Raw genomic sequence first — 23,051 nt, 5'->3', positions numbered from 1 at the left:
TGAATTGCGACATGCCCGCACGTGAGAACGCCGCCGCCAACACCACCGTGAACCCGGCCGTGAACACCGCCGAGTCCCAGTCGCCGACCGCACCCGCCCAAGCCGTCCCGGCCTGGGAACGCCGCTACCGCGCGGCCCGGATCAGCCTGCCGCGCTGGGCCGACCACGCACCGGCGAAGTCCGTCTTCGTCTCCAACGCCTCCGGCACCTTCGAGGTGTACGCGTGGGATCGGGTCAGCGGCGCCCAGCGCCAGGTGACCGACCGACCCAACGGCACCTCGTCGTCCCGGATCAGCCCGGACGGGCGGTGGATCTGGTGGTTCGCCGACACCGACGGCGACGAACTGGGCGTCTGGATGCGCCAGCCGTTCGAAGGCGGCCCGGACGAGGTCGCGATCCCCGGCCTCGCACCGTCCTATCCCGGCGGCCTCGGCCTGGCCGTCGACGGCACCGTGGTGGTCGGCCGGATGACCGACGACGAAGGCTCCACGATCCATGTCGTCCGCCCCGGCGCCGAACCGGTGACCGTGTACAGCCACGTCGAGTCGGCCTGGTTGTCCGGGCTCTCCGAGGACGGCACCCACCTGGTCATCGCGCACAACGAGCACGGCGACGCGATGCACGGGTCGCTGCGCGTACTGCGCCTGGACGGCACAACGGTGGCCGACCTGCACGACGGGCCCGAGGGCGGGCAGCCCGACTCCGACCTGTCCGCGATGGACTTCTCCCCCGTCGCCGGCGACCAGCGCGTGCTGGTCGTGCACCAGCGCCGCGGCCGGGACGAGCCGCTGCTGTGGGAGCCGCTGACCGGCGTCGAGACCGAGCTCGACCTCGGGTTGCCCGGCGACCTGTCCGCCGACTGGTATCCCGACGGCCGGGCGCTGCTGGTCGAGCACGAGCAGCACGGGCGTTCCGAGTTGTACCGCTACGACCTGGCGAACAAGGAGCTCACCCGGATCGACACCCCGCCGGGCACCATCGGCAGCGCCGGCGCCCGGCCCGACGGCAGCGTCGAGTACCACTGGTCGAGCGGCTCCACCCCCTCCGAGCTGCGCTCGACCGCGGGCGACGTGTTGCTCACCCCGCCCGGCGAGCGCCCGCCCGGTTCGGTCCCGGTCACCGACGCGTGGGTCGAGGGGCCGGGCGGCAGGGTGCACGCGCTGGTGTCCAAGCCGGCCGGCGAGGGGCCGTTCCCGACCGTGTTCAGCATCCACGGCGGGCCCACCGCGCACGACGGCGACCACTTCGCGGCGGACGTCGCGGCCTGGGTCGACCACGGCTTCGCGGTGGTCCGGGTCAACTACCGGGGCTCGACCGGCTACGGCAAGGACTGGACCGACGCGCTGCGGGTGCGGATCGGTCTGATCGAGCTGGAGGACATCGGCGCGGTGCGCGAATGGGCGGTCGAGTCCGGCCTGGCCGACCCCGACCGGATCGTGCTCTCCGGCGGCTCGTGGGGCGGCTACCTGACCCTGCTCGGCCTGGGCGTGCAGCCCGACGCGTGGGCACTGGGCCTGGCCGCGGTGCCGGTCGCGGACTACGTCACGGCGTACCACGACGAGATGGACGTGCTCAAGGCGATGGACCGCACGCTGCTCGGCGGCACGCCCGAGGAGGTGCCCGAACGCTGGGCCGCGTCCTCGCCGCTGACCTACGTCGAGAAGGTGCGCGTACCGGTGTACATCAGCGCCGGCGAGAACGACCCGCGCTGCCCGATCAAGCAGATCGAGAACTACGTCGCGCGGCTGGCCGAACTCGGCAAGCCGCACGAGGTCTACCGCTACGACGCGGGCCACGGCTCGCTGGTCGTCGAGGAGCGCATCCGGCAACTGCGGATGGAGTTCGCGTTCGTCGACCAGGTGATCGGCCTGCCGATCCCGAACCCGGCGTAATACCGCCGACGCGCGAGGCGGGGCCGGGTGTCAGCTCTTGACGCCCAGCTCCGCGAGCAGCTCCGCCTCCCGCTCCTCGGCCCGATCGTCCGCCTCCCGGCGGACCACGCGCCACCACACGAAGACGGCGGCGCCCGCGAAGACGAACCACTGCGCGGTATAGCCGAGGTTCTGCCACGCGCGGCCGGAAATCCCGCCGCCCTCGGCCGCCTTGGCCGGCGGCATCGGCGTCAACGCGGCCGAATCCGCGGCCGGGGTCTGCCCGGTCAGCGCGACGAACCCGTCGGTGAGCGGATAGGGCAGCAGGTTGACCAGCTCGGGGGTGCTGATCATGGAGAGCTGCCCGGGCCGAAGGTCGGTGGCGCGTTCCGCGTCCGAGGTGTGCTCGGCCTCCGACCACTCCAGCCGACCGGTGACGGTGACCGGCCCGGCGGGCGGCACCGGCACGCCGCTGCCCTCGACCCAGCCCCGGTTGACCACGACCGCCGGCGCTCCCGCGACCAGCAGCGGGGTGACCACGTACGACCCCGTGCGCCCGTCCAGTCGGCGCCCCGGCACCACGAGTTGGCGGGTCGCGTCGTAGGTGCCGCTCACGGTGACCGAGCGGCCGCGATCGGATCCCTCGACCCGGTCGCCGAGCGGCACGAGTTCACCGATGGGCACCGCGGGCGCCGAGGACACCTTCTCCCCGGTGCTCCCGCCGCCCTTGTGCTCGCCGTAGCGGTGGAACTGCCACAACCCCAGCGCCGCACACACCGGGACCGCGACGAGCACGATCATGTGGAAGGCCAGCCAGCGTGGCTGGAGCAGGAACCGGTACACCCCCCAACGGTAACCGCCGGTCCACGGCGGCCGAGCGCGGGTGTCACCTGGCGCGCGGGTACTCCCCCGTCCGATAGATGTCGGTGCGGAACACCGTGCCGCCACACGTGGGCGTCAGGGTCACCTTGGCCACGTTGAAGTCGTTGGCGACGAGTGCGTAGGCGAGCGCGGGCACCGCCGCCTTGGGCGCGTCCGGCGCGCACTTGCCGTCCGCGCCCGGCGCCTGCGGTTGCCACGCGAACTGGAACTCGTACGCCTGGCCCGGTCGAAGCGTGATCACCGTGCCGGCCGTCTCCGGCAGCAGCGGCAACCCGGTCGCGCCGTCGCCGGCCGTGTGCTGGTGCACGGTGACCTGCACTATCGGATTGCCCGGCGGGGAACCCACCGAGACCACTCCGGGCCCGGTCACCTGGCACTCCTTGGCGGCGTTGCTGCGCACCTGGAGCACGCCGTACGCCAATCCGTCGGCGCCGACCGGTCCGAGCCGGGCGTCCTCCCCGGACAGGTCGGTGGTCAGACACGCGGGCGTCGGCTTGACCGGCGGCGCGGTCTCGGACGGCGGCGCGCTGCTCGCGGGCGGCGCGGTCTGCCCCGCACCCGCGCTCATCCCGCTCGTCGGCGAACTCGACGCGCCGGACCCGTTGGTCGGGGTAGTGCCTCGGGTCGCCGGATGCGACTGACCGGCCCCGCCCGGAATCCCGGCGCTCATCCCCTCGCTCGGGCCCGGCAACGGCTGGGTGACGTTGACCGAGGACGACGAGGACTGGATCCCGCTGACATTCGACTTCGAGTCGCCGCCACCGTCCACCGCGGTCCGCAGCACCGGTGTGCCGACCAGCAACGCCCCCACGAGCCCGGCGGCGGCGAGCGTGGCCACCCGCCGCTGTCGGCGCCGCGCCGGCACGGCCACGCGCAACCGGTCCAGCGCGTCCGACGAGGGCTGCACGTCGGCGACCGCCGCGTGCAGTCGCCGGCGTACCTCTGCCGCGAGGTCGTCGGGGTCGGGACCAAGGGTCCCCGGGTCGTTCGTCACGGCGTCTCCATCCGGGCCCGGAGGGCTTCCAGTCCGCGTGAGGCGTACGCCTTCACCGAGCCGACCGACAGTCCGAGCAGATCGGCCACCTGAGCCTCTGTCAGATCAGCGTAATAGCGCAGCACGATCACTTCTCGCTGCCGCCGTTGCAATTCGCGCAACGCCCTTACCAGCACGTCGCGTTCCAAAACGTGCCGCGAGCCGTCCTCGGTACTGGTCGAGTCCGGCTCGGGCTTGGACAGCAGGCGCATGCCCATGATTCGCCGCCGCAGCGTCGACCGGGACAGGTTGACCACGGTCTGCCGCAGGTAGGCCAGCGTCTTGTCGGCCTCGCGCAACCGATGCCGGGCGGTGTGCACTCGCACGAACGACTCCTGCACCACGTCCTCACACGAATCGGTGTCGTCGAGCAACAGGGAAGCCAAGCGCAACAACGAACCATAGTGGGCGCGATAGGTCTCGGTGAGGACGTCGATCGAGACGCCCGCGTCAGAGGACACGGAAACTCCCGAAACGCCCTGATCCAGCGCGCCGACCACAGGCATCCGAACCGGGCGCAGCGCCGGTTCCACCCTCACGACCATTTCTGCCACGACTGTTGGACACTCGACCCCCCGGGAAGGTTGTATGCGCCTGCGATCCGGGGACGGTCGTCGGCTCAGCCACACCTCCGCCCACCGTAGTGGGCCGGGTGACGTGCAGTCAGCAACTCATGGTCGGGAAGCGGTCCGAGCACGCACGACAGCCGGTGTCCCCCGTGGGAGACACCGGCTGCCGCGACGTTCCGCAGTCCTGGGTTCGCGGCTAGTCGCGCTCGACCAGCTCGGCGGCGACGACCTCGGCGATCTGGGCGGTGTTCAGCGCCGCGCCCTTGCGCAGGTTGTCCCCGCACATGAACATGTCGAGCGCGAACGGGTCGTCGATCGAACGGCGCACCCGGCCGACCCAGGTCGGGTCGGTACCGACCACGTCGGCCGGCGTCGGGAACTCGCCGTTCTCCGGGTCGTCGCACAGCACGACGCCGGGGGCACCGTCCAGGATCTCGTGCGCGCGAGCGACCGAGACCTCGTTCTCGAACACGGCGTGCACCGCGAGCGAGTGCGTGGTGATCACCGGGACGCGCACGCAGGTGGTGTGCACCTTCAGGTCGGGCAGCCCCAGGATCTTGCGCGACTCGTTGCGGACCTTGAGCTCCTCGGACGACCAGCCGTCGTCCTTGAGCGAACCGGCCCACGGCACCACGTTGAGCGCGAGCGGCGCCGGGAACGGACCGAAGTCGCCCACCGCGCGGCGCACGTCGCCGGGCTGGGTGCCCAGCGTCTGGCTGCCCGCGACCTTGCCGATCTGCTCGCGCAGCGCGTCGACACCGGGCTGCCCGGCGCCGGACGCGGCCTGGTACGACGCGACGACCAGTTCCTTGAGGCCCAGCTCGGCGTGCAGCGCGCCCAGGGCGACGACCATGGTCAGCGTCGTGCAGTTGGGGTTGGAGATGATGCCGCGCGGCCGCACCCGCGCCGCGGCGGCGTTGACCTCGGGCACCACGAGCGGGACCTCGGGGTCCATCCGGAACGCGCCGGAGTTGTCCACCGCGACCGCGCCCTTGCTCGCGGCGATCGGCGCCCAGTGCGCGGAGACCTCGTCGGGCACGTCGAACATCGCGACGTCCACGCCGTCGAAGCATTCCTCGGTGAGCGCGATGACCTCGACCTCTTCGCCGCGCACGACGAGCTTCTTGCCCGCGCTGCGCGCCGAGGCGATCAGCCGGATCTCGCCCCACACGTCCTGGCGGGTGGAGAGCAGTTCGAGCATCACCGTGCCGACCGCGCCGGTGGCGCCGACCACGGCCAGGGTGGGCTTGTCCTTGCGGGTCATCGGCCGGTACCTCCGTAGACGACGGCTTCGCCGGACTGGTCGTCCAGGCCGAACGCGGTGTGCACGGCCTGTACGGCGGCCGGAACGCCGTCGGCGCGGCAGACCACCGAGATCCGGATCTCCGAGGTCGAGATCAGCTCGATGTTCACCCCCGCGCCGGTGAGGGATTCGAAGAACTTGGCGGTCACGCCCGGGTGCGAGCGCATGCCGGCGCCGACGAGCGAGATCTTGCCGATCTGGTCGTCGTAGCGCAGCGACTCGAAGCCGATCTCGGCCTGGGCCTTGGTCAGCGCGGTCATCGCGTTCTGGCCGTCGGACATCGGCAGCGTGAAGGAGATGTCCGTGCGGCCGGTGGAGGCCGCGGAGACGTTCTGCACGATCATGTCGATGTTGATCTCGTTGTCCGCCACCAAGCGGAAGATCTTGGCCGCCTCGCCCGGCTTGTCCGGGACCCCGACCACCGTGATCTTCGCTTCGCTGGTGTCGTGGGCGACCCCGGAGATGATCGCGTGCTCCATGTCGTCCCCTTCGGGTTCATCCGTCACCCAAGTGCCGACGAGTCCCGAGAAGGACGACCGCACGTGCACGGGCATGTCGTAGCGGCGGGCGTACTCCACGCACCGCAGGTGCAGCACCTTGGATCCGCTCGCGGCCAGCTCCAGCATCTCCTGGTAGCTGATCCGGGAGATCTTCCGGGCCTTCTTCACCACGCGGGGGTCGGCGGTGAAGATGCCGTCCACGTCCGTGTAGATCTCGCAGACCTCGGCGTCCAGCGCGGCGGCGAGCGCGACGGCGGTGGTGTCCGAGCCGCCGCGGCCGAGCGTGGTGATGTCCTTCGTGTCCTGGGACACGCCCTGGAAGCCGGCCACGATCGCGATCGCGCCCTCGTCGAGCGCGGAGCGGATTCGTCCCGGCGTCACATCGATGATGCGCGCTTTGTTGTGGACCGCGTCGGTGATCACACCGGCTTGACTGCCGGTGAACGACCGTGCGTCGACGCCCAGGTTTTTGATCGCCATCGCCAACAGCGCCATCGACATTCGCTCACCCGCGGTGAGCAACATGTCGAGCTCGCGCCCGGAAGGGATGGGACTCACCTGCTGCGCCAGATCGATCAGCTCGTCCGTCGTGTCGCCCATCGCGGACACCACCACGACCACTTCGTGGCCCTGCTTCTTGGTGTCGACGATTCGCTTGGCCACGCGCTTGATGCCTTCGGCATCGGCGACGGAGGAGCCGCCGTACTTCTGCACGACAAGGCCCACGTGCGCTCCTCGCTTGATATCTGTGCGGTCGGCACAGTCTAACTAGGCCGCACAGTGGTCAAAGCTTTATTCACATTGTGAGACGTACGTATCACTAGGCGGGATTGTGCGACGTACGCATCACTAAGCGGTCATTCGGTGACGAAGACCCGGTTTCCACGCCGGACTCCGCTCCGAAAAGATCCGAATCACCCGCTTTCGAGTGGTCAGGTGTGCGGGCCGCCCAGGACCACGGCCTCGTCCAGTTGCTCGGCGAGTTCGTCGACCAACTCGTCGGCGAGCGCCTGTCCGGCCGGATCCAGGCTCTCCATGATCGGATCGTCCAGGCGAGCGTGCGACACCACCGACTGCAGCGCGCGCAACACGGCGCTCGCGGTCGCGCCCCAGTTGGACAGGTACGAGAACTGCCACCACCACAGGGCCTCGCGACTGCGTCCGGCCCGATGATGGGCCAGCCCGTGCGCGAGGTCGGCCACCACGTCGGCGACGTCGTCCGACAGCCGCGCGGCGACCGGCTTGGACTTCGGCACGTACGGGTCGAAGACCTCGTAGTACACGTCGATCGGCTCCAGCAGCCGGGACAACGCCGAACGCAACGCGTCGACGTCCGGGTCCGGACCCGAGTCGGGCTCGAAGCGGTCGTCGGGCACCACGTCGGCGATCGCGCCGAGTCGGCCGCCCGCAAGCATCAATTGCGAGACCTCCAGGAGCAGCATCGACACCGCCTGCTCCGGCTCCTCGCCCTTGGCCACCTCGGTGACGGCCAGGACGAAGCTGTCGATCTGGTCGGCGATCTCACTGGTGAATTCGTTCAGGTCGTCAGACATCGAGCAGTCGTCTCCCCTCGAAGGCACGCCCGAGCGTGACCTCGTCGGCGTACTCCAGGTCGCCCCCCACCGGCAGCCCGCTGGCCAACCGGGTCACCCGCAGACCCATCGGCTTGCACAGGCGAGCCAGATACGTCGCGGTCGCCTCTCCTTCCAGGTTCGGGTCGGTGGCCAGGATCAACTCGGTCACCACACCATCCGCGAGCCGGGTCATCAGCTCACGAATCCGCAGGTCGTCGGGGCCCACGCCCTCGATCGGGCTGATCGCGCCACCGAGCACGTGATACCGGCCCCGGAACTCGCGGGTCTTCTCGATCGCCACGACATCCTTGGACTCCTCGACCACGCAGATCACCGCGACGTCGCGTCGCGGGTCGAGACAGATTCGGCACTGCTCCGATTCCGCCACGTTGCCGCATGTGGCGCAGAACCGCACCTTGTCCTTGACCTCGACGAGCGCGTGCACGAGTCGCCGGACGTCGGCCGGGTCGGCCGCCAGGAGGTGGAAGGCGATGCGTTGCGCGCTCTTCGGCCCTACACCGGGCAGTCGGCCCAGCTCGTCGATGAGGTCCTGTACGACGCCTTCGTACACCTACCGTCTCCCTGCTTGGTCTGATTCCTGGTGGAACTGTGTGCGGGTGTTGCGTGGGCTCGGCTTTCGGTCGTGGGGGCTCGGCTCACATGCCGGGCAGTCCGAGTGGACCGCCGCCCATGCCCTGGGCCAGCGGGCCCATCAACTGGGACTGCATCTCCAGAGCGGCGCGGTTGGCGTCGCGCACCGCGGCGACGATGAGGTCGCCGAGGGTCTCCGTGTCTTCAGGATCCACCGCGGACGGCGAGATCTCCAGAGCCAGCAGCTCGCCCGCGCCGGACACGGTCGCGGTCACCAGGCCGCCACCGGCGCTTCCGGTCACCTGGGTGCGGGCGAGTTCGTCCTGCGCCGCCATGAGGTCCTGCTGCATCTTCTGCGCCTGCTGCAACAACTGCTGCATGTCGGGCTGGCCACCACCGGGAAACACCTGGACACCCTTCGTCGCTCGGACGCGGCTTCGCACCGCCTCGGGACGGCGCCCGTTCGGCGGTCGTCCTGCGGTCGAGCCTACGGCTCCGGGCGGGGCGGATGCGCGGCGACGGGAGGCTTGGGGCAGGTCGGTGGTGGGGCCGGCGGGTCGGGTGGGGCTCAGGTGGTGGGCGACTCGTCGATGATCGTCGCGCCGAGCTCGCGGGCGAGCAGTTCGTGGGTGGACAGGCCGCCGTCGTCCGCCAAGTCCTCGTCGTCGTACCGGCCGATGTCCTCGGGGATGCCGTAGTCCGGCTCGGGCGGAGGCGGGGGTTGCTGTGGCTGGGGGCGGGTGGGCGGTGTCTGTGGGGCGCCCGAGCCTGCGCCCGGTGTGGGGCGGGGCGGGGCGGGGGGCGGGGTGGGCGCGACCGCAGGGGTGGGGGCGGGGGCGCCCGGCCAGGCGCCGGGGGGTGGGGTGGCGGGGGCGCGATCCGCGGGCGGGGGCGGGGTCGTGGCCGGGGGTGCCTGGGGCGGGGCCTGGGGGGCCTGGCTGCCGGGGCGGCGGGCGGGGGCGGCTCCGGATTCGCCGGTGACGACGCAGTCGATTCGCCAGTCGAAGCCGAAGGCGTCCTGGACGGACTGCCGGACGATCTCGTCCCGGCCGCTGCTGCGGAAGCCCTCGCGGGCGCCGGCCTGCTCGAAGGCGAGGGTCAGGGTGGTGCCGTCGAAACCGGCCACGGTCACGGTCTGCAGCATCATCCAGGCGACCCGGTTGCGGCCGCGTACGGCGTCCAGGATCTGCGGCCACATCTCGTGCACCCGGGCCAGGTCGCCGGTGGGCTGGTACTGCTGCTGCGGGGGCTGGGGTTGGTGGGGTTGGTGGGGCGCCGCGGCGGGGGGTGGGCCGGAGCCGGCGGTGCGGGCCTGGGGCCAGGCGCCGGGGGCCGTGGGGGGTTGCTGGGATTGCTGGGGCTGGTGGTGTTGCGGCTGCGGCTGGGCTTGTTGTGGCTGTGGTTGCTGCGGCTGGGTTGCGGGAGCCGATACAGGGGCCTGGGGCGGGGCGGCCTGCGGCGGGCGGGTCGGCGCGGGGGCCGGGGCCTCGGCGCGGGCGTGGTCCGGGGTGGCGGGCCCGGCGGGGAGGCCGCCGACCGACACGCGGCGTTCCAGCCGTTCCAGGCGCGTCTGCAGGCCCTGCTCGCCGGCGTCGACGGCGGGCAGCAGTACCCGAGCGCAGATCAGCTCCAACTGGAGCCGCGGCGCGGTGGCGCCACGCATCTCGGTGAGGCCGGTGTTGACGATGTCGGCGGCACGGGTCAGCCCGGCCCGGCCGAACTCGGCGGCGTGCCGAACCATGCGCTCCAACTGATCGGCCGGCACGTCGATCAGGCCCTTGTCGGCCGCGTCCGGCACCGCGGCCAGGATCACCAGGTCGCGCAGCCGCTCCAGCAGGTCGGCCACGAACCGGCGCGGGTCGTACCCGCCCTCGATCACCCGGTCGACCAGCTCGAAGGCGGCCCCACCGTCCTGCGCGACGAACGCCTCGACCACGTCGTCCAGCAGCGACCGGTCGGTGAACCCGAGCAGCGAGGTGGCCATCGCATAGGTGACGCCGTCGTCGGTGGCGCCCGCGAGCAACTGGTCCATCACCGACATCGAGTCCCGCACCGACCCGGCACCGGCCCGCACGACCAGGGGCAGCACGGTCGGCTCGACCTTGATGCCCTCCGTCTCGCACACCGACGCGAGGTGGTCGCGCAGCACGCCGGGCGGCACCAACCGGAACGGATAGTGGTGCGTCCGGGACCGAATGGTCCCGATCACCTTCTCCGGCTCGGTGGTGGCGAAGATGAACTTCAGGTGCTCCGGCGGCTCCTCGACCACCTTGAGCAACGCGTTGAAGCCCGCCGACGTGACCATGTGGGCCTCGTCGATGATGTAGATCTTGTAGCGCGAACTCACCGGCGAGAAGTGCGCCTTCTCGCGCAGATCACGAGCGTCGTCCACACCACCGTGCGACGCCGCGTCGATCTCGATCACGTCGATACTGCCGGGCCCGCCGAGACCCAGGTCCCGACACGACTGACACTCGCCGCACGGCGTGGGCGTCGGCCCCTGCTCACAGTTGAGACACCGGGCGAGAATGCGCGCGCTGGTGGTCTTGCCACACCCTCGCGGCCCACTGAACAGATAGGCGTGATTGACGCGGTTGTTCCGCAGGGCCTGCATCAGGGGTTCCGTCACGTGCTCCTGCCCGATGACCTCTGCGTAGGTCTCGGGGCGGTAGCGACGGTAGAGGGCGAGCGACACGCCCCCGACGATAGCCGGGCCGAAGGACACACGCGGACCCCTCACCCGCCCGCCCGTGCCCGAACACCGACCCGGGTCGGGTACTGTAGGCGCCGGACCCCCCGTGCGGCGGTATCCTCCTGAACCTCCCCAGGGCCGGAAGGCAGCAAGGATAGGGAGGCTCTGCCGGGTGCACGGGGGGTTCACTGCGTCCCCACCCCCTTCGAATGGGGGTGCGCGAGCACACACCGACCTCCTGTAAGCTTCCGCACGGAGGATTCGCCTAGTGGCCTAGGGCGCACGCTTGGAAAGCGTGTTGGGTTCACACCCTCACGAGTTCGAATCTCGTATCCTCCGCACTCGCCCACCTGGGCAAACGTCAGCCCGGACCACTTCGATGGTCCGGGCTGACGTCGTTTTTGGTTGCAGTTCTGGTTGCATTTATTTCGGATATATACGGCTAAATGCATCTCCGCAGCTCTGGTCTTCGTCCCACACGCCTCGAACCGGCAGCACATTCAGAGATCCGCAAAGCCTTCAAGTGCCACCTCGGCAAGAAGGCCCCGCCCCTGGTCATCTGAGTGGCGTAGTGCTGCCTCCAGGTGCGTGAGCAGCCGATCGCGCGGCTCACCCCATCGACGGGTGTGCGGTGCGGGAAGCCCCGGCAGCCGTCGCCGGCCCCACGCGGTCACATCAGCGCGCGGGCCCGGCGCTCCCAGTCCGCGATCCGGGACATCACGCCGCTGACCTGCTTGACCGCGGCCGAGATGTCCCGGCCGGGCGCCCGCAGCGCCCGGCTCATCTTCGCCACCCACCGCATGCCGACCTCGAACTCGCCGAGCACGCCGACCACCTCGTGGGTGGACTCGGCGATGCTGACCATCTGCTCCAGGAAGCCGGTCGCCGAACCGGCGCGCTGCTCGGATGGCATCGCCGCGATGACGTCGAACGCAGTCAGGACCGCCGCGTCCATCTCCACCATCTGCCCGGCGAAGCGGGTGCACGCCTCCCGGAGACCGGAGGCCGGCGCGGCCATCGCCTTCCCCAGTTCGGCCATCGCCGGCAACCACGCGCTCATCGGCGCCCCGGGCTGGGAGGCCCGCTCCATCACCGGACCGATCTGCACGGCGACTTCGGCGATCACAGTCATAAATCCAGCAATCGCCTCTGTGGTCTCGCCCATCGCCTCCATCTGCTCCTCCACCCGGGCGAACCGGTCGATCAGCCCGGGGGCCTCCGGGTCGTCCGGCTCCGCCTCAACCACGGCCGGCAGCGGCGCCGCCGGGAGCCCGAACAGGATCCGCGCCGGGGTCAGCGGCTCGAATCTGTTGTTCAGGGCACCTTCCAGCGCACTCTCCAGGTCCCGCCGCGCCTTGACCAGTCCGCTCCGGCTGCGCTTGAACATGATTGTCCGGATCAGTGATAGGTCGAACGGCAGTTGGCCACTCTCACCGATGTGGATGATGGGCTTTCCGGTCAGGTGCCGGATCCCGATCTCATAAGTGACATTGGCGTTGCCCCCGGTGAGGTCAGCGATCACGATGTCGTCCTGCAGCACGTGACGGCAGATCTGGTCGGTGATCTCGCCCGACTCGGCGATCCCGTCCGCCCGGACCGGGACGATGCCGTGCCTGGCGCAGGCGGGCAAGATCACCGTCTCGTAAATCTCCAGGTTCTCCTCGAACGCCAGGAGCTCCGGACTCCCATCCTGGGCGTGCTCGTTCCCGATGGGCGCGATGACGAAGCAGGTCGTCATCGGCACCTCCTCGGGCTCCGGAGCGGCGACGGCCACGATACTCATGCGTAGTCCTCCGTTTCGAACTGCGTTGCAAGATCGCGCTGTTCCGCGAAATCGGCACCGGCTCGCACGTCGGCCGGGTAGACGGGGCGCTCCTCGATCCCAAGCGCGCGAAGCAGGCCGGCGGTGGGGATCCGGTACTGCCATCCGAGGCGCAGGACCGGGCAGGGGAAACCGCCCTGGTGGATGAGCTTGTAGGCGGTGCCGGGACAAAGTCCGAGCGCCCGGGCGGCGGTGCGCAGGTCGACGACCAGCGGCAGGTCGAACGCCTCGCCGAACGACAGCCAGGTACCGGAGCGTGGGATCATGGTCGTCCTCCGGCCGGACGCAGAGATAGGGTGCCGATCCGGCTGCCTTCGCTTGGGCGCCGCGCCCGGTGCACTATGTCTCCGAGGCCCAGGTGGCCTGCCAGCTCGCCCAGTCGGAAGCTCTCCAGCCGCTCCGGTGCGACGCTGAAACGCACCGTCGCCGACAGGCCGTCAGGCCGGGCAGGCGGCGACACGTGTAGTTCCCAGCCATCCTGCCAATCGCCGACCGGCGACTCCGCAGGCGCCTCCACGGCGAGGTGGGTGGCGACCAGCGCCGCGATGTCCGCCACCGGCCGCTCCCGGACGCGGGCCCTGGCGAACGCCCAGACCCGGTTGATGGCTGGGCGCAGCAGTGCGGAGCCTGCCTCTTGGGCCTGCAGGTCCACGTCTGCGAGTGCCGCCAACAGGGCGAGCAGTGCTTCCGATTCGAGCTCCCGCCGGTCGATCGGCCACCGGATCGCGATCCGGTGAAGGGTGCGCCGCATTGCTGGCAGCGCCAGCCAGAGCGCCAGCAGTCGGTCCGGGCCGGCCGCGGTGGTGTCGCGCTGCGCTGCGCCGACGGCCTTGCGCCAGATCTCCTCTCGGAGCTGCGGGTCCGCCGACCTGCTGTACAGCGCCCGCCGGGCCGCGAGGGTGGAGAGCCGAGCCGGGCCCTCGGCCGTGGTGACCGGGAAGGGCAGGTCGGCGAGCCGGAGCCGGTGCTCCAGCACGTCGAACACCCGGTTGTAGGGGATCAGTCCCATGGTGCGCCTCCCGAGTCGTCGGTGTCGTCACGCAGGTCGTCCACGATGCGTGAGCAGGCCCGGATGATCCGGTGCAACTCCTCGCGCAGCGTCTCGTAGGGGGCCGGTGAGAAGCCGGCCACGCGCCGCCGCGCGCTTGCGATGGGACGGTGGTCGCCAGCGGCGTAGTAGTGCACGTCGCCTGTCCGGCCTTGGACCGAGAGGCCCTGGGTGCCCTGCTGGCGGTTGCTGCCTGCCGCGTTCCCGCAGGAGGTGCAGCCTCCGGCGGGCGGGTCGTCGCTCATCGGCCTGCCCGACCCGGCACCGCCTCGTGAACGACGGACCCGTGGATCACGCCGGCCTGGATGGCGGTGCCGTGGACGCCGTGCTGCACGAAGGTCGGCTGCTCCCGCTCCGCCGCTCGCGCCGGGGGTTGTGGCCCGCCCTCCGGCCCGCCCGGCCATGGCTCCTGCGCGTCCTGCGGGTCCGCTCCGGGCAACCGAACCCAGCCGTACCCGGCGAACCCCTTCTGCTGCACGTGGATGCGGCGGTACTGCTCCGGGTCGAGTCCGTAGAACCGCGAGCGCACCACGTCCTGGTAGAGCCGGTCAGAGACCACCACGGCCAGGCTCTCCGAGCCGGCGGCCGCCAAGGCCTGTTTCACCTCGGGGGCGTTCAGGTAGCGGGCCACCGCAACCGGGGCAGGACCGGAAAAGCCAAGAGCGGCCGTGGCGGCCACGCCGGTATCGATGGCCAGCCGAAGCCGCATCCGCCCAGCGGGCCGGCGGGTGGCGTTGTAGCCGCCGAGCTCGGCTGCCAAGTGCGTGACGTACTCGCCCAGCACCAGTTGCTCGGGAGTGCCGGGCGGGAGTACCGCGAACTCCAGGTCGCCCTGCGGCTGGGTGGACCACTTGCTGTGGTCCAGCCCGCTGCGTTCGGCTGCCGCCCTCAACACCCGGGCGAGTTGGGCTTGTGCGGCCCACTGGTCCGGGGTGTCGAAGCGACTGTACTGCTCGATGTCCGCCGCCAGGCAGAGGCGGCGGGTGAGGTCCGGCCGGGACTTGTCCCAGGGCCGTGCGGTCGGATGCGACGTCATGTGAACCATCACCTGCTCGATGAGAGTGGACAGTTGGCTGCGATCGACGCCAACTGTGCGGCCGGCGGGCCGGAGCCTCGGAGCAAGCCGCAAAAATGCGGGTTCCTAGGCGGTGTCAGCCACCGATCGTCGGCAGGCGTCCGATCATCCGGAGGCGGTCCGGCTTGATCACCTCCATCCGGCGGCTGCCGGTCGTGATGATCCCCTCGGCGCGAAAGCCCGCCAGCGCCTTCTGCACCGTCCTCAGCTGCGATCCGATGAACCCGGCGAGTTCGGTGTGCGTGAGGTCGACGCAGATCAGGGTGTGCGAGCGGACGGCCCGGCCGTAGTTTTCCGCCAGCTCGGTGAGCGCCCGGGCCAACCGCACTCGAGCCGGGAACTCACCGAACGCGATGCGCCGGGAATTTGCTGCGCGCAGGCGGCGGTTGCTGAGGCGCACGATCTGAATAGCGGCCTCGGGACACTTGTCCAGGAAGCTCCGCATCGCTCGGCCTTGGACAACGTGAGCATCGACGTCGTCGCACGCCGTTACTGTGGCCGACCTGGGCACGTCGTCGATCACGGCCATCTCCCCGACCACGTCTCCGCCGATCCGAATGGCGACCAGGGCTTCGTGCCCGTTGCCGAGCCTTCCGGTGACTTTCACGCAGCCGGTCTTCAGGAGCACCAGGTAATCGCCCAGCGCCCCTTCGACGAGGATCTTCTCCCCGAGCGGATACTGCTCTGGGGAACCGATGCTCAACAATTCCTCCCGAACCGGCGCCGACAGGCTGCCCAGGAACCGGTCGGGCCGTCGCTGACCGATACCGTCCGTCCCTCGCCATGCTGTCCGCTGGGTTACGTGCTCCATACACCACCTCATGGTCGAACCCGAGTGCCTTCCCGGTCAGGAAATCAGGCCAGGATTCGAGCCAAAAGAGCGTGCGAGGAGTATCCGGTGTGCGCGCGTGCATGGAGCGCGTCGGCGCCCTCACTGGCGGAATGCTCGAGCCGACGTCGGTCGTTGGGCCTGCGTGTAGTCCATGGTCTTCAACGGTGCTCGCTGGGCACTTCAGCCCGTACAAATTCGCCCCGGCCCCGGTCGGCACGACCGTGGCTTCGCAGCGTTTGCTCGGGTCAACCAACGACTCACGAACCGCAGGTCAAAATGCTGTTCACCGCGATGGAGCGCATCGGCCAAGTCCACCCCTTCGCCAAGGGCATGGCCATCACGGCACCGCAGATCGGGACCAGCCGGGCCGCCGCCATCGTTCAGTCCGCCGACCCTGCCACACCACCGATCGTGCTGCTGAACCCACGCATCACCGAGCGCGCCGACGAGACAGACGAGCAGTTCGAAGGCAGCCTGTTCATCTTTGACGTCTGCGGCCTGGTCCCCGCCCGCTGCGGAACACCGTGGAGAGCACCAACCTGGACGGCCAGGCGATGATCGCCACCTACGAACGGGGCCCCGCCCGCCTGATCCACCACCAGATCGACCACCTCGACGGCCTGCTGTACCGGCGCGGATGCGGACCCGGTCTGCACGCTATCGGCTGCGCCGCTTCCTGCCGGTGCGTGGCCGCTTGCGTGCGGAGGGCGGGCGCGGGTCTCTCCAGCTGGCTATGGACGCGGCCAGGGTTCCTTCGGCGAGCGCTTCCTGGAAACACCTGGCTGTGCTGACGGGCGAGGACAGGATGGTCTGGCTCCGGAGGGGCTCGCCGAGAGCGAACGCGTAGCAGGCAATGACCAGAGCCCTGCCGCGCCGCTGGACGGCCTTTTGCCAGGCAAGGTTGGGCCTGGCGTATATGCGGGTCACTACGCCCTCCTTGCTGTCGAGCAGGAGCAAGGAGGTCCCGCCGGGGCGCAGAGTCAGGTCTGCGCTCGAGGGAACCGCCTGGAACCCCCACAGACGGCGTAGTCCGTGCGCGCAAAACCAATGAAGTTGCGCGTCGACCATGGTGCCGTCGGCAGCACGAACCAGGTGCCGAGTTTCTGGTTCCAGCAGCACCAGAGGGAGCGGGCCGGACAAACCCGGGATGTTAGGGTCCAGCAGGTCGATGTTGCTGCGGAACCCGAGGGCGGCAAAGGCCGGATCGGTCGACAGGCCGAGGTACCCCAGCGTGGGCGTCTCACGAAGCGCCACATCGAGTTGCGCCGCCATTGAGGGTGGCAGCTCGGCAAGCGCTGCGCTCTCATGGGAGTGGATCCGGCCATGCATTGCTTCGCCGAAGCGGACAGTCAATCGGGTATGCAGTCCCCCGAAAATTACCTCCCAGGCGTGTGCGCGCAGCGGCGCATCCGCGAACGGCAGGGTAGCGATCTGCGACAACAGGGTCACGAACTCAGCAGGGCGCGCCGCTCCCGGGATGGTGGGCTCGTCGAGCTTGACGACCTCGTGTGCCGCGGCGTGTACGGCGCGCAGAAGTTGGAAGCGGGTGCGGTCATAATCGTTCTCGGCGAGATGGTCGTGATAGGAGCCGGTGTCCTCGACCAATCGGTCGAGTAGGGCGAGGGCTGCGTCGTTACCGGTGAGGACCCACATCATCGCGGTGCACTGACCGAGGTTGTGGACGAGGTAGTTCACCGTGAGGCGGTGCAGAGTCCGTGAACCGAGGTAGCGCCGGAATCGGGTGTACTCGGCGTCGGCCTGCTCCCATTTGTGTTGAAGGGCCAACGCTTCGATCAGCAGCCGACGGGCCTCTGCCGCCTGGCTGGTCCAGAGCGAGCCGATCAGGTCCAACGCTCTGATGGCGGCCTGCTCCGCATCGCTTGCTCGCCCTTCCTCCATGAGGGCGCCGAGAGAGACGAGTTGCTGCATGGCACGGATCGTCGGTGTGTCCGGCAGGGGATCGGCCAGTTCCTGAAACCTTGCCAGGAGCTGATCGATGACGATGCTGCGGGAAGTACGGCGGGATGCACGCTGCAGGAGAATCAGAGCCTGCGTGATCACATCGGCGTAGTTGCGGCGGTCCGCCGCAGGCAGAGCAGCGAGGTGATCCAGGACAGGGACGAGTAGGAGAACAGTCTGTTCGTCGCCATCCGCAGGGGCGGTTAGGTCAACCAGTGAAGCGAGTTGGAGCCGTGCCTGCGCAGCGACTCGATCCGCGTGGACACGGCCGCTGGCGAACCACTCCAGCTCACACTCCAAGAGCCGGCGGGCCAGATCATAACGGCCGTGATCGCTCTGGAACGCGGCGAGATTACCCAGCAGGAGTGCCGTGTGGAGTGTCGCGATATCGCTGTTCTGCACCTGATCAGCGAGGGCGGCGGCGTGCTGGGCCAGATCCCATGCCCGGTCGCTCTGACCGTCGTCAACTGCCTGGGCCAGCCACGCGTTGGTGTGGGCGCAGGCCCATTGCAGAATCTGGATTTTGTTGGGGCACTGGCTCAGCAGACGGTTCAGCACGAACTGGAGCACCGTATTCATCGACACGGTCTCGTCGCCACCGGGCACCGCATCGCGCAGCTCGTTGGAGGGCAACAGGGTATCGGGGCGCACGAAGGACAGCGCGAATAGTTCACGCAGGATGTCGCGCAGCGGTGAGGCCGCCTCATCGAGCATCAACTGTACTCGGGTGTTGGGCAGCTCCGTGTCTGGCACGATCGTACTCACGAATGCAAGGTGTACCGGAATGCGCTGGGCCGCGAAGCAGCAGAACGACAGCAGCAGGCCCTGGCACCCGACCAAGATCTCCGGGCTGCGACGGGCACTTTCGTACAGTCGTTCCAAGCTCAGGGTCACGGCGGCAACCAGTGTCCTCGGGTAGCCGGGCGGCAGCACCGTCTCGTCGTCCAGCGCGACGGAGAGCAACCGCGACTGGTATTCGCCGACCCGTTCGGGGCTGAGCCGGCTGTCCACGAGGTAGCCTGCGGCAAGTTCGATTGCCAGCGGCCACCGCCCCAATGCCTCCACCAAGCCGGTCAAGGCCTCTTCGTGATCGGTGTCCTGGTCGTCGCGCAGACCTAGGCGGAGCCGAAGCAGGCCAAGGGCCTGAGGCGGGTCCAGAGCGTCCACCTCCACCAAGCCCAGGGCGCCGCGCCACCGGCGGGAGATAGAAGTCACAAGCACCTGGCCCCGCCCTAGCGGAGGCAGCCACTCCTGCAGCATCCCGGGAGAGGCGTCATCGAAGACCAGCAGCCAGGGCCCCGGCGTCCGCTGCAGCAGAACATGCACTCGCTCCCGGACCAAGGCCGGGTCCTGCGCCGCATCGTTGGGAGCGCCCAAATGCGCGAGCAGCCGTGCAAACGCACCCGCCAGAGTCTGCGGAGTGGAGGCATCCATCCAGAACACCATGTCGTAGCGGTACGCCTGCGCCGCCACATATCCCGCTGCCACGCTCGACTTTCCGATCCCGGACAAACCGCTGAGGACACAGACGGCGACGCCTGTAGCAGGAGCAGCCGGGTGGAGCACCGCAGCGACCTGTTCCATCAGATGCGGACGGCTAATGTCCGGGACCGGCGGCAGCGGGCCGGCCACGACGCCGAAGTCCTGTCGGCCCAGCGCCGTCACCAGGACGTCGTCGTCAACCCGCACGCACGCCCGGAAGTCCTCCAGGTCCCACCCACTCGATGGCGGGTTCGCGGCCCGCCGAAGTACCTCAGCCACCAGGAAGCCCAGGACCAGGCCGGCAGAGCGGACGGACATCCCCCGTTCGCTGCCGTGCCGCAGCGCGCACAACCGATTGTGGAGATCAACGCGCAGGCCGTCCTCGTCCCGTGTGTCGAACACGATCCGCGCCGTCGCCAGCCGTTGCCACCGCTCCGGAGTCAGCGTTGCGAAACGTCGCAGCGAAGCCGGCGCCGCACTGAAGAAGTCCTCCAACGCCTGGCGCAGCCCTACCGGATCGCCATTCAGCGTCGCCAACATGTCGGCCAGGCGTGCGCATCGCTCATCGGGCCGGGCGTTGGTGATCAGTTCGTACCGCTGCGAGGCCAGGCCGGACACCAACTGGACGAGCACTTCCAGAGCCCGCGGCGCGCTAAGTGCCCGCCCTTGGCCGGAGCTCTTGACCTGCGCAGCCACCAACGAGCGGCCTGCGGCGTCCGCCAAGTCGAAATCGACTGCATCTACCTCGTGGAGCGAAGTGGCGGCTACTGGTCCCTCGATCCGACACGAAGCCACCGCCGACTGATCGGTCATCGAAGCAAGCAAGGCCTCCAAGGTCCGCAGATACTGGTACTGGAATCCCCGGGCAGCAATCCGCCCACCGTCCGAATCCGCACCCACTGCAACCCCCACCCCCGCGCTGGATGCCCGCGGTCAGGGCAACCGGTGTCGGCTGCCGCTGCTGACCATGGAGCGCAGCCTCCCCAAGTCTCGCCGCACGGAAACGCGGTGGGCCAGCGAGTTGCACGGGCCCCGACCGCGAGCTGCGGTCGGGCCCGCCGTCGTCTTGGTCTCAGTCCATGGCCGAGCGACGCCACTGCGGTGCTCGGGCATCCCCTTATCCGTCATCGTTCGCGCAAGTTCGCCAAACCGTTCCGCCCCGCGTCGCAAGTTGAGCAGGCCTGCTTGCGGCAGGTGCTTGAGGGTTGACCAAACATCATCCAGGTTTCACTACGCGTTGCTTCGGTGACTACTGACAGAACCCGGGTCGCCAACTGGGGTGGTCTTCGAGCCAGTTCAGGATCCCTCGAGCGTCCTTGATCACTTTCGTAGACGTTCCGTTCTGACCGTCGTCGTCCTGGTACTCGCAGTGCTCGCGGATGCCGACGTCGTCGATGAACGTGTAGGTGAACGTCTCGCGTCGTGTGTATCTCCCATCGGAGCTCCAGCTGTCATGGCTCGTGGTGCGGGTGTCCGTGCGGCCCTTGTAGATCTCCTCGTACTCGTCGAGGAAGTCGCTCAGGAACGTCGCCTCGTCGTCCGTCAGGCGCGTGCTGGAGACGTCCAGATGCTCGCCGATGTAGTCGCGGAGCCGCTTCTTCTCGCGTCGATCCACGTGTCCCTCTCTGTTCCCGGTCCGGTGGTCCGAAGGGATATTCGGAACGATGCCGATCAGGCCAGGCTCCAAGTCCAGCAGATCGAGCTGTGTGACAGTCTCCAGGACCTTCGGGAAGACCGTCAGCGGTTCGCAGTAGCGGACGCTGAGGATCTTCCAGAGGAGTACCAGAGCCGCCGCTTCACCTCGTGGTCGCGCTGGGTCACCCTGGCCATGCTTGCGCCACGCCTCCCTCACGGTCGTCCGGGCCGACGAGTACGCCAGCCGCCCCTCGGCAGCGATGACGATCGTGGCGTACCAATGTCCGTTGCGCAGAGCGAACTCCAAGCCAGGGCTTGTCAGCGCCGAGGTAAGGCACTTGGCGATCGGTGCTTCGGCCGGGCATGGCCTGTGCCAGCTTCCAGGTCAACCCGATCCCTGACCAGCGCAAATGCAACCGATACGCGAGCCATCTTGGTTGCAGTTCTGGTTGCATTCATAAGCGTACGGCGACGTTCAGAAATCCGGCAGCCGACTCCCTAGCTGCAGGTCAGGACATCGATGGCGCCAGCCGAACGGGCAGACGACCCCTTGGAAAGCGTGTTGGGTTCACACCCTCACGAGTTCGAATCTCGTATCCTCCGCCTTCACGAAGGCCCGGACCGCTCAGCGGTCCGGGCCTTCGTCGTTTCCAGTCTCAGGTCATTCGGTCGCGCTGGCGTGGAGGACCGCTCCAGCCGTGCGCTGAAGCCAGATGTCAGTAGCGCACGGCAGAATACGAGGACAACGCCGCCTACGGAACTCACGCGGGCGGATGAGAACCTCCGGAGAGACGGGCATGCCGAAGATCCCGAAGGGCCGGCGTGTAGGCCAAGCGGCCGTGAACGCGGTACGCGCCCTCCTCGAGGAGCACGACCACATCGTCCAGGAAATATCCGGACAGAACGACTTCGGCGAGGACCTCTACGTCACGTTCGTCGAGAACGAACACGTGACGAGCGACGTCATCAGGGTCCAAGTCAAGGGCGGGGACAAATGGCGCCGGGCCAACGGTTACGCCATACCTGTCAGCCACCACGGCGACACCTGGGCAAACGGGAACATCCCTGTCTACTGCGTGGTGTACGACCCGGACGGCAAGAAGCTCTTTTGGGCAAACGCAACGCAACAGCTCCGCCGATCCGGCCCGCTCAACCGCCCGAAGGTAATCGGTGTCAGTCCAAACGCGGTGCTGGCCGACACAACGATGAAGTCGTTCGTCGCGCAGGCCCGTCGCTACGTCGGACGGTACCGAGGCAGGCAGGCCGTCCTCACTCACCTGGGAGAGATGTCCGGGGTCGAATTCGACCCGACGGACCACGTGTTGCACTTCGTCAACGGCTACGACGAAGACCTCATCTTCTGGCGACGCTCGGGGGCCGAGTTCGCCACCCTGTTGCACAGCGCACTCGATTGGGAGCCGTATCTCGTCAGCCTGGCGTCCCTGATGCGCTCCGAGATGCCACCTCCGGACGTCGAGGTGGTTGGTGAAGCCGCAATTCGTCTCTGGAATGACCTCGACCTCTCGTCGGCCGAAGACTTGGAGTTGAGCCGGCCGGAGATGATGTGGGTGGCCTCCTGCTTCATGTCCACTCGGCAGGCAGACGAGGAGTCGGAGGCCATCTTCGGCTCTGACGAGTGCGCAGGGTGCCCAAGTTGTACGGGCGAGGACCCTCCGGAGCACGCCAACATCGCAGCAGATGTACTCCACCGATACGTCATCGACCGCATTATCGACCGAATCGAGGCCGAGCCGGACCTGCTCCAGCGCTCAATCTCGGCCCTGCGCGAGGATGGCAGCCTCGAGCCGGGAATTGTGGCAGAACTCGGGCCCCTCGAAGCCGATCCGCGCATCGTCCGGCAGGTGGCGAAACTGCACCGCTCGACCGTGGACAACCTTGAGCCGGAAGCACTCCGATTGGCCTTCCTGTACCTGATCCATCGTATCTACGTCGGCGCTCCCTCACTCCCCCTGGACGAGCAGGTCCAAATCATTTGGCGCATCCCCGAGCCCTGAGGCGAGACATCCGTCGAAGGCTGTTGAATCCGGCTTGACGAACGCCTCCGAACCTCTGTCCACCAAGGCGAACAAGTGACCTGCTGCCGGTGCCACAGCCCGCGTGGGTCGCCGGCACCTACTGCACCCCCGCGGCGGTGGCCTCGTGACTGTGCTGGAATCCGATTC

The 23,051-nt window shown here is 68.8% G+C and carries 19 protein-coding genes, 1 tRNA gene, 1 other RNA gene and 1 pseudogene; 5 read left to right on the top strand and 17 right to left on the bottom strand.

All coding sequences use genetic code 11. The features are described from left to right. Nucleotides 1–11 precede the first annotated feature (11 nt). Nucleotides 12–1,892, top strand: a complete 1,881-nt coding sequence (locus ABZ374_RS28400) for a prolyl oligopeptidase family serine peptidase (protein ID WP_360315973.1) — start codon at nt 12–14, stop codon at nt 1,890–1,892. Between the two features lie 30 nt (nt 1,893–1,922). Here the strand turns inward: ABZ374_RS28400 and ABZ374_RS28395 are convergent, their stop codons facing one another. The 9 genes from ABZ374_RS28395 to ABZ374_RS28355 form a co-directional block, all read right to left on the bottom strand. Then, nucleotides 1,923–2,714: an SURF1 family protein gene (locus ABZ374_RS28395; RefSeq protein WP_360315970.1), complete on the bottom strand. Its 792-nt coding sequence runs from the start codon at nt 2,712–2,714 to the stop codon at nt 1,923–1,925. A 43-nt stretch (nt 2,715–2,757) separates the two neighbouring features. Then, nucleotides 2,758–3,747, bottom strand: a complete 990-nt coding sequence (locus tag ABZ374_RS28390) for a DUF4232 domain-containing protein (RefSeq protein ID WP_360315967.1) — start codon at nt 3,745–3,747, stop codon at nt 2,758–2,760. Further along, the gene (locus ABZ374_RS28385) at nt 3,744–4,292 is read right to left on the bottom strand and encodes a SigE family RNA polymerase sigma factor (RefSeq protein WP_360316065.1); all 549 of its coding nucleotides are present in this window, start codon (nt 4,290–4,292) and stop codon (nt 3,744–3,746) included. The genes ABZ374_RS28390 and ABZ374_RS28385 overlap by 4 nt, the downstream gene beginning before the upstream one ends. 259 nt (nt 4,293–4,551) lie before the next feature. After that, nucleotides 4,552–5,619, bottom strand: a complete 1,068-nt coding sequence (locus tag ABZ374_RS28380) for an aspartate-semialdehyde dehydrogenase (protein WP_360315964.1) — start codon at nt 5,617–5,619, stop codon at nt 4,552–4,554. Beyond that, nucleotides 5,616–6,884 carry an aspartate kinase gene (locus ABZ374_RS28375; RefSeq protein ID WP_126639165.1) on the bottom strand — a complete coding sequence of 423 codons (1,269 nt, stop codon included), beginning with the start codon at nt 6,882–6,884 and terminating at the stop codon, nt 5,616–5,618. Before ABZ374_RS28375 ends, ABZ374_RS28380 begins: the two co-directional genes overlap by 4 nt. A 206-nt stretch (nt 6,885–7,090) precedes the next feature. After that, a complete protein-coding gene (locus tag ABZ374_RS28370; RefSeq protein WP_355530901.1) occupies nt 7,091–7,711 on the bottom strand; it encodes a DUF5063 domain-containing protein in 621 nt (206 codons plus the stop codon). Then, nucleotides 7,704–8,303: a recombination mediator RecR gene (gene recR, locus ABZ374_RS28365; protein ID WP_020554882.1), complete on the bottom strand. Its 600-nt coding sequence runs from the start codon at nt 8,301–8,303 to the stop codon at nt 7,704–7,706. Before recR ends, ABZ374_RS28370 begins: the two co-directional genes overlap by 8 nt. Nucleotides 8,304–8,388: 85 nt before the next feature. Further along, nucleotides 8,389–8,730: a YbaB/EbfC family nucleoid-associated protein gene (locus tag ABZ374_RS28360; protein WP_360315959.1), complete on the bottom strand. Its 342-nt coding sequence runs from the start codon at nt 8,728–8,730 to the stop codon at nt 8,389–8,391. A 161-nt stretch (nt 8,731–8,891) separates the two neighbouring features. Further along, nucleotides 8,892–11,018, bottom strand: coding sequence for a DNA polymerase III subunit gamma and tau (locus tag ABZ374_RS28355; RefSeq protein WP_360315956.1), 2,127 nt, complete (start codon nt 11,016–11,018; stop codon nt 8,892–8,894). Nucleotides 11,019–11,109: 91 nt separating this feature from the next. On the opposite strand from ABZ374_RS28355, the gene ffs reads away from it, so the two are divergent. Further along, nucleotides 11,110–11,208: signal recognition particle sRNA small type (gene ffs / locus ABZ374_RS28350), an RNA gene on the top strand. Nucleotides 11,209–11,269: 61 nt separating this feature from the next. Beyond that, nucleotides 11,270–11,354, top strand: a tRNA-Ser gene (locus ABZ374_RS28345). Between the two features lie 331 nt (nt 11,355–11,685). Here ABZ374_RS28345 and ABZ374_RS28340 read toward each other — a convergent pair. From ABZ374_RS28340 to ABZ374_RS28315, 6 genes are all read right to left on the bottom strand, one after another. After that, entirely contained in the window at nt 11,686–12,798 is a 1,113-nt protein-coding gene (locus tag ABZ374_RS28340; RefSeq protein WP_360315953.1) for a hypothetical protein, read from the bottom strand. Further along, complete coding sequence (locus ABZ374_RS28335; RefSeq protein ID WP_360315951.1) at nt 12,795–13,103, bottom strand: helix-turn-helix domain-containing protein; 309 nt, start codon at nt 13,101–13,103, stop codon at nt 12,795–12,797. The genes ABZ374_RS28340 and ABZ374_RS28335 overlap by 4 nt, the downstream gene beginning before the upstream one ends. Beyond that, a complete protein-coding gene (locus ABZ374_RS28330) occupies nt 13,100–13,846 on the bottom strand; it encodes a hypothetical protein (RefSeq protein WP_360315948.1) in 747 nt (248 codons plus the stop codon). The genes ABZ374_RS28335 and ABZ374_RS28330 overlap by 4 nt, the downstream gene beginning before the upstream one ends. Further along, on the bottom strand, nt 13,837–13,968 hold the full coding sequence (locus ABZ374_RS28325) for a hypothetical protein (RefSeq protein ID WP_360315945.1): 132 nt from the start codon (nt 13,966–13,968) through the stop codon (nt 13,837–13,839). Before ABZ374_RS28325 ends, ABZ374_RS28330 begins: the two co-directional genes overlap by 10 nt. 158 nt (nt 13,969–14,126) lie before the next feature. After that, on the bottom strand, nt 14,127–14,921 hold the full coding sequence (locus ABZ374_RS28320) for a hypothetical protein (protein WP_360315942.1): 795 nt from the start codon (nt 14,919–14,921) through the stop codon (nt 14,127–14,129). Nucleotides 14,922–15,036: 115 nt separating this feature from the next. Then, nucleotides 15,037–15,771, bottom strand: coding sequence for a Crp/Fnr family transcriptional regulator (locus tag ABZ374_RS28315; RefSeq protein WP_360315940.1), 735 nt, complete (start codon nt 15,769–15,771; stop codon nt 15,037–15,039). 297 nt (nt 15,772–16,068) lie between these two features. Here ABZ374_RS28315 and ABZ374_RS28310 point away from each other — a divergent pair. Next, nucleotides 16,069–16,361, top strand: a pseudogene (locus ABZ374_RS28310) (peptide deformylase); the annotation flags it as partial. An 88-nt stretch (nt 16,362–16,449) separates the two neighbouring features. On the opposite strand, the gene ABZ374_RS28305 reads toward ABZ374_RS28310, so the two are convergent. Continuing rightward, nucleotides 16,450–20,046, bottom strand: coding sequence for an ATP-binding protein (locus tag ABZ374_RS28305; protein WP_360315938.1), 3,597 nt, complete (start codon nt 20,044–20,046; stop codon nt 16,450–16,452). Between the two features lie 436 nt (nt 20,047–20,482). Continuing rightward, entirely contained in the window at nt 20,483–21,175 is a 693-nt protein-coding gene (locus ABZ374_RS28300; RefSeq protein ID WP_360315936.1) for a hypothetical protein, read from the bottom strand. Between the two features lie 490 nt (nt 21,176–21,665). Here ABZ374_RS28300 and ABZ374_RS28295 point away from each other — a divergent pair, with 490 nt between their 5' ends. Next, nucleotides 21,666–22,883: a DUF4365 domain-containing protein gene (locus tag ABZ374_RS28295; RefSeq protein ID WP_360315933.1), complete on the top strand. Its 1,218-nt coding sequence runs from the start codon at nt 21,666–21,668 to the stop codon at nt 22,881–22,883. Nucleotides 22,884–23,051 lie beyond the last annotated feature (168 nt).

Origin of the sequence: Embleya sp. NPDC005971 (genome assembly GCF_040629175.1) — a bacterium.
GTDB lineage: Bacteria > Actinomycetota > Actinomycetes > Streptomycetales > Streptomycetaceae > Embleya.
Note: the sequence above shows the minus strand (reverse complement) of the source record. Positions and strands in the feature narration are given on the sequence as shown.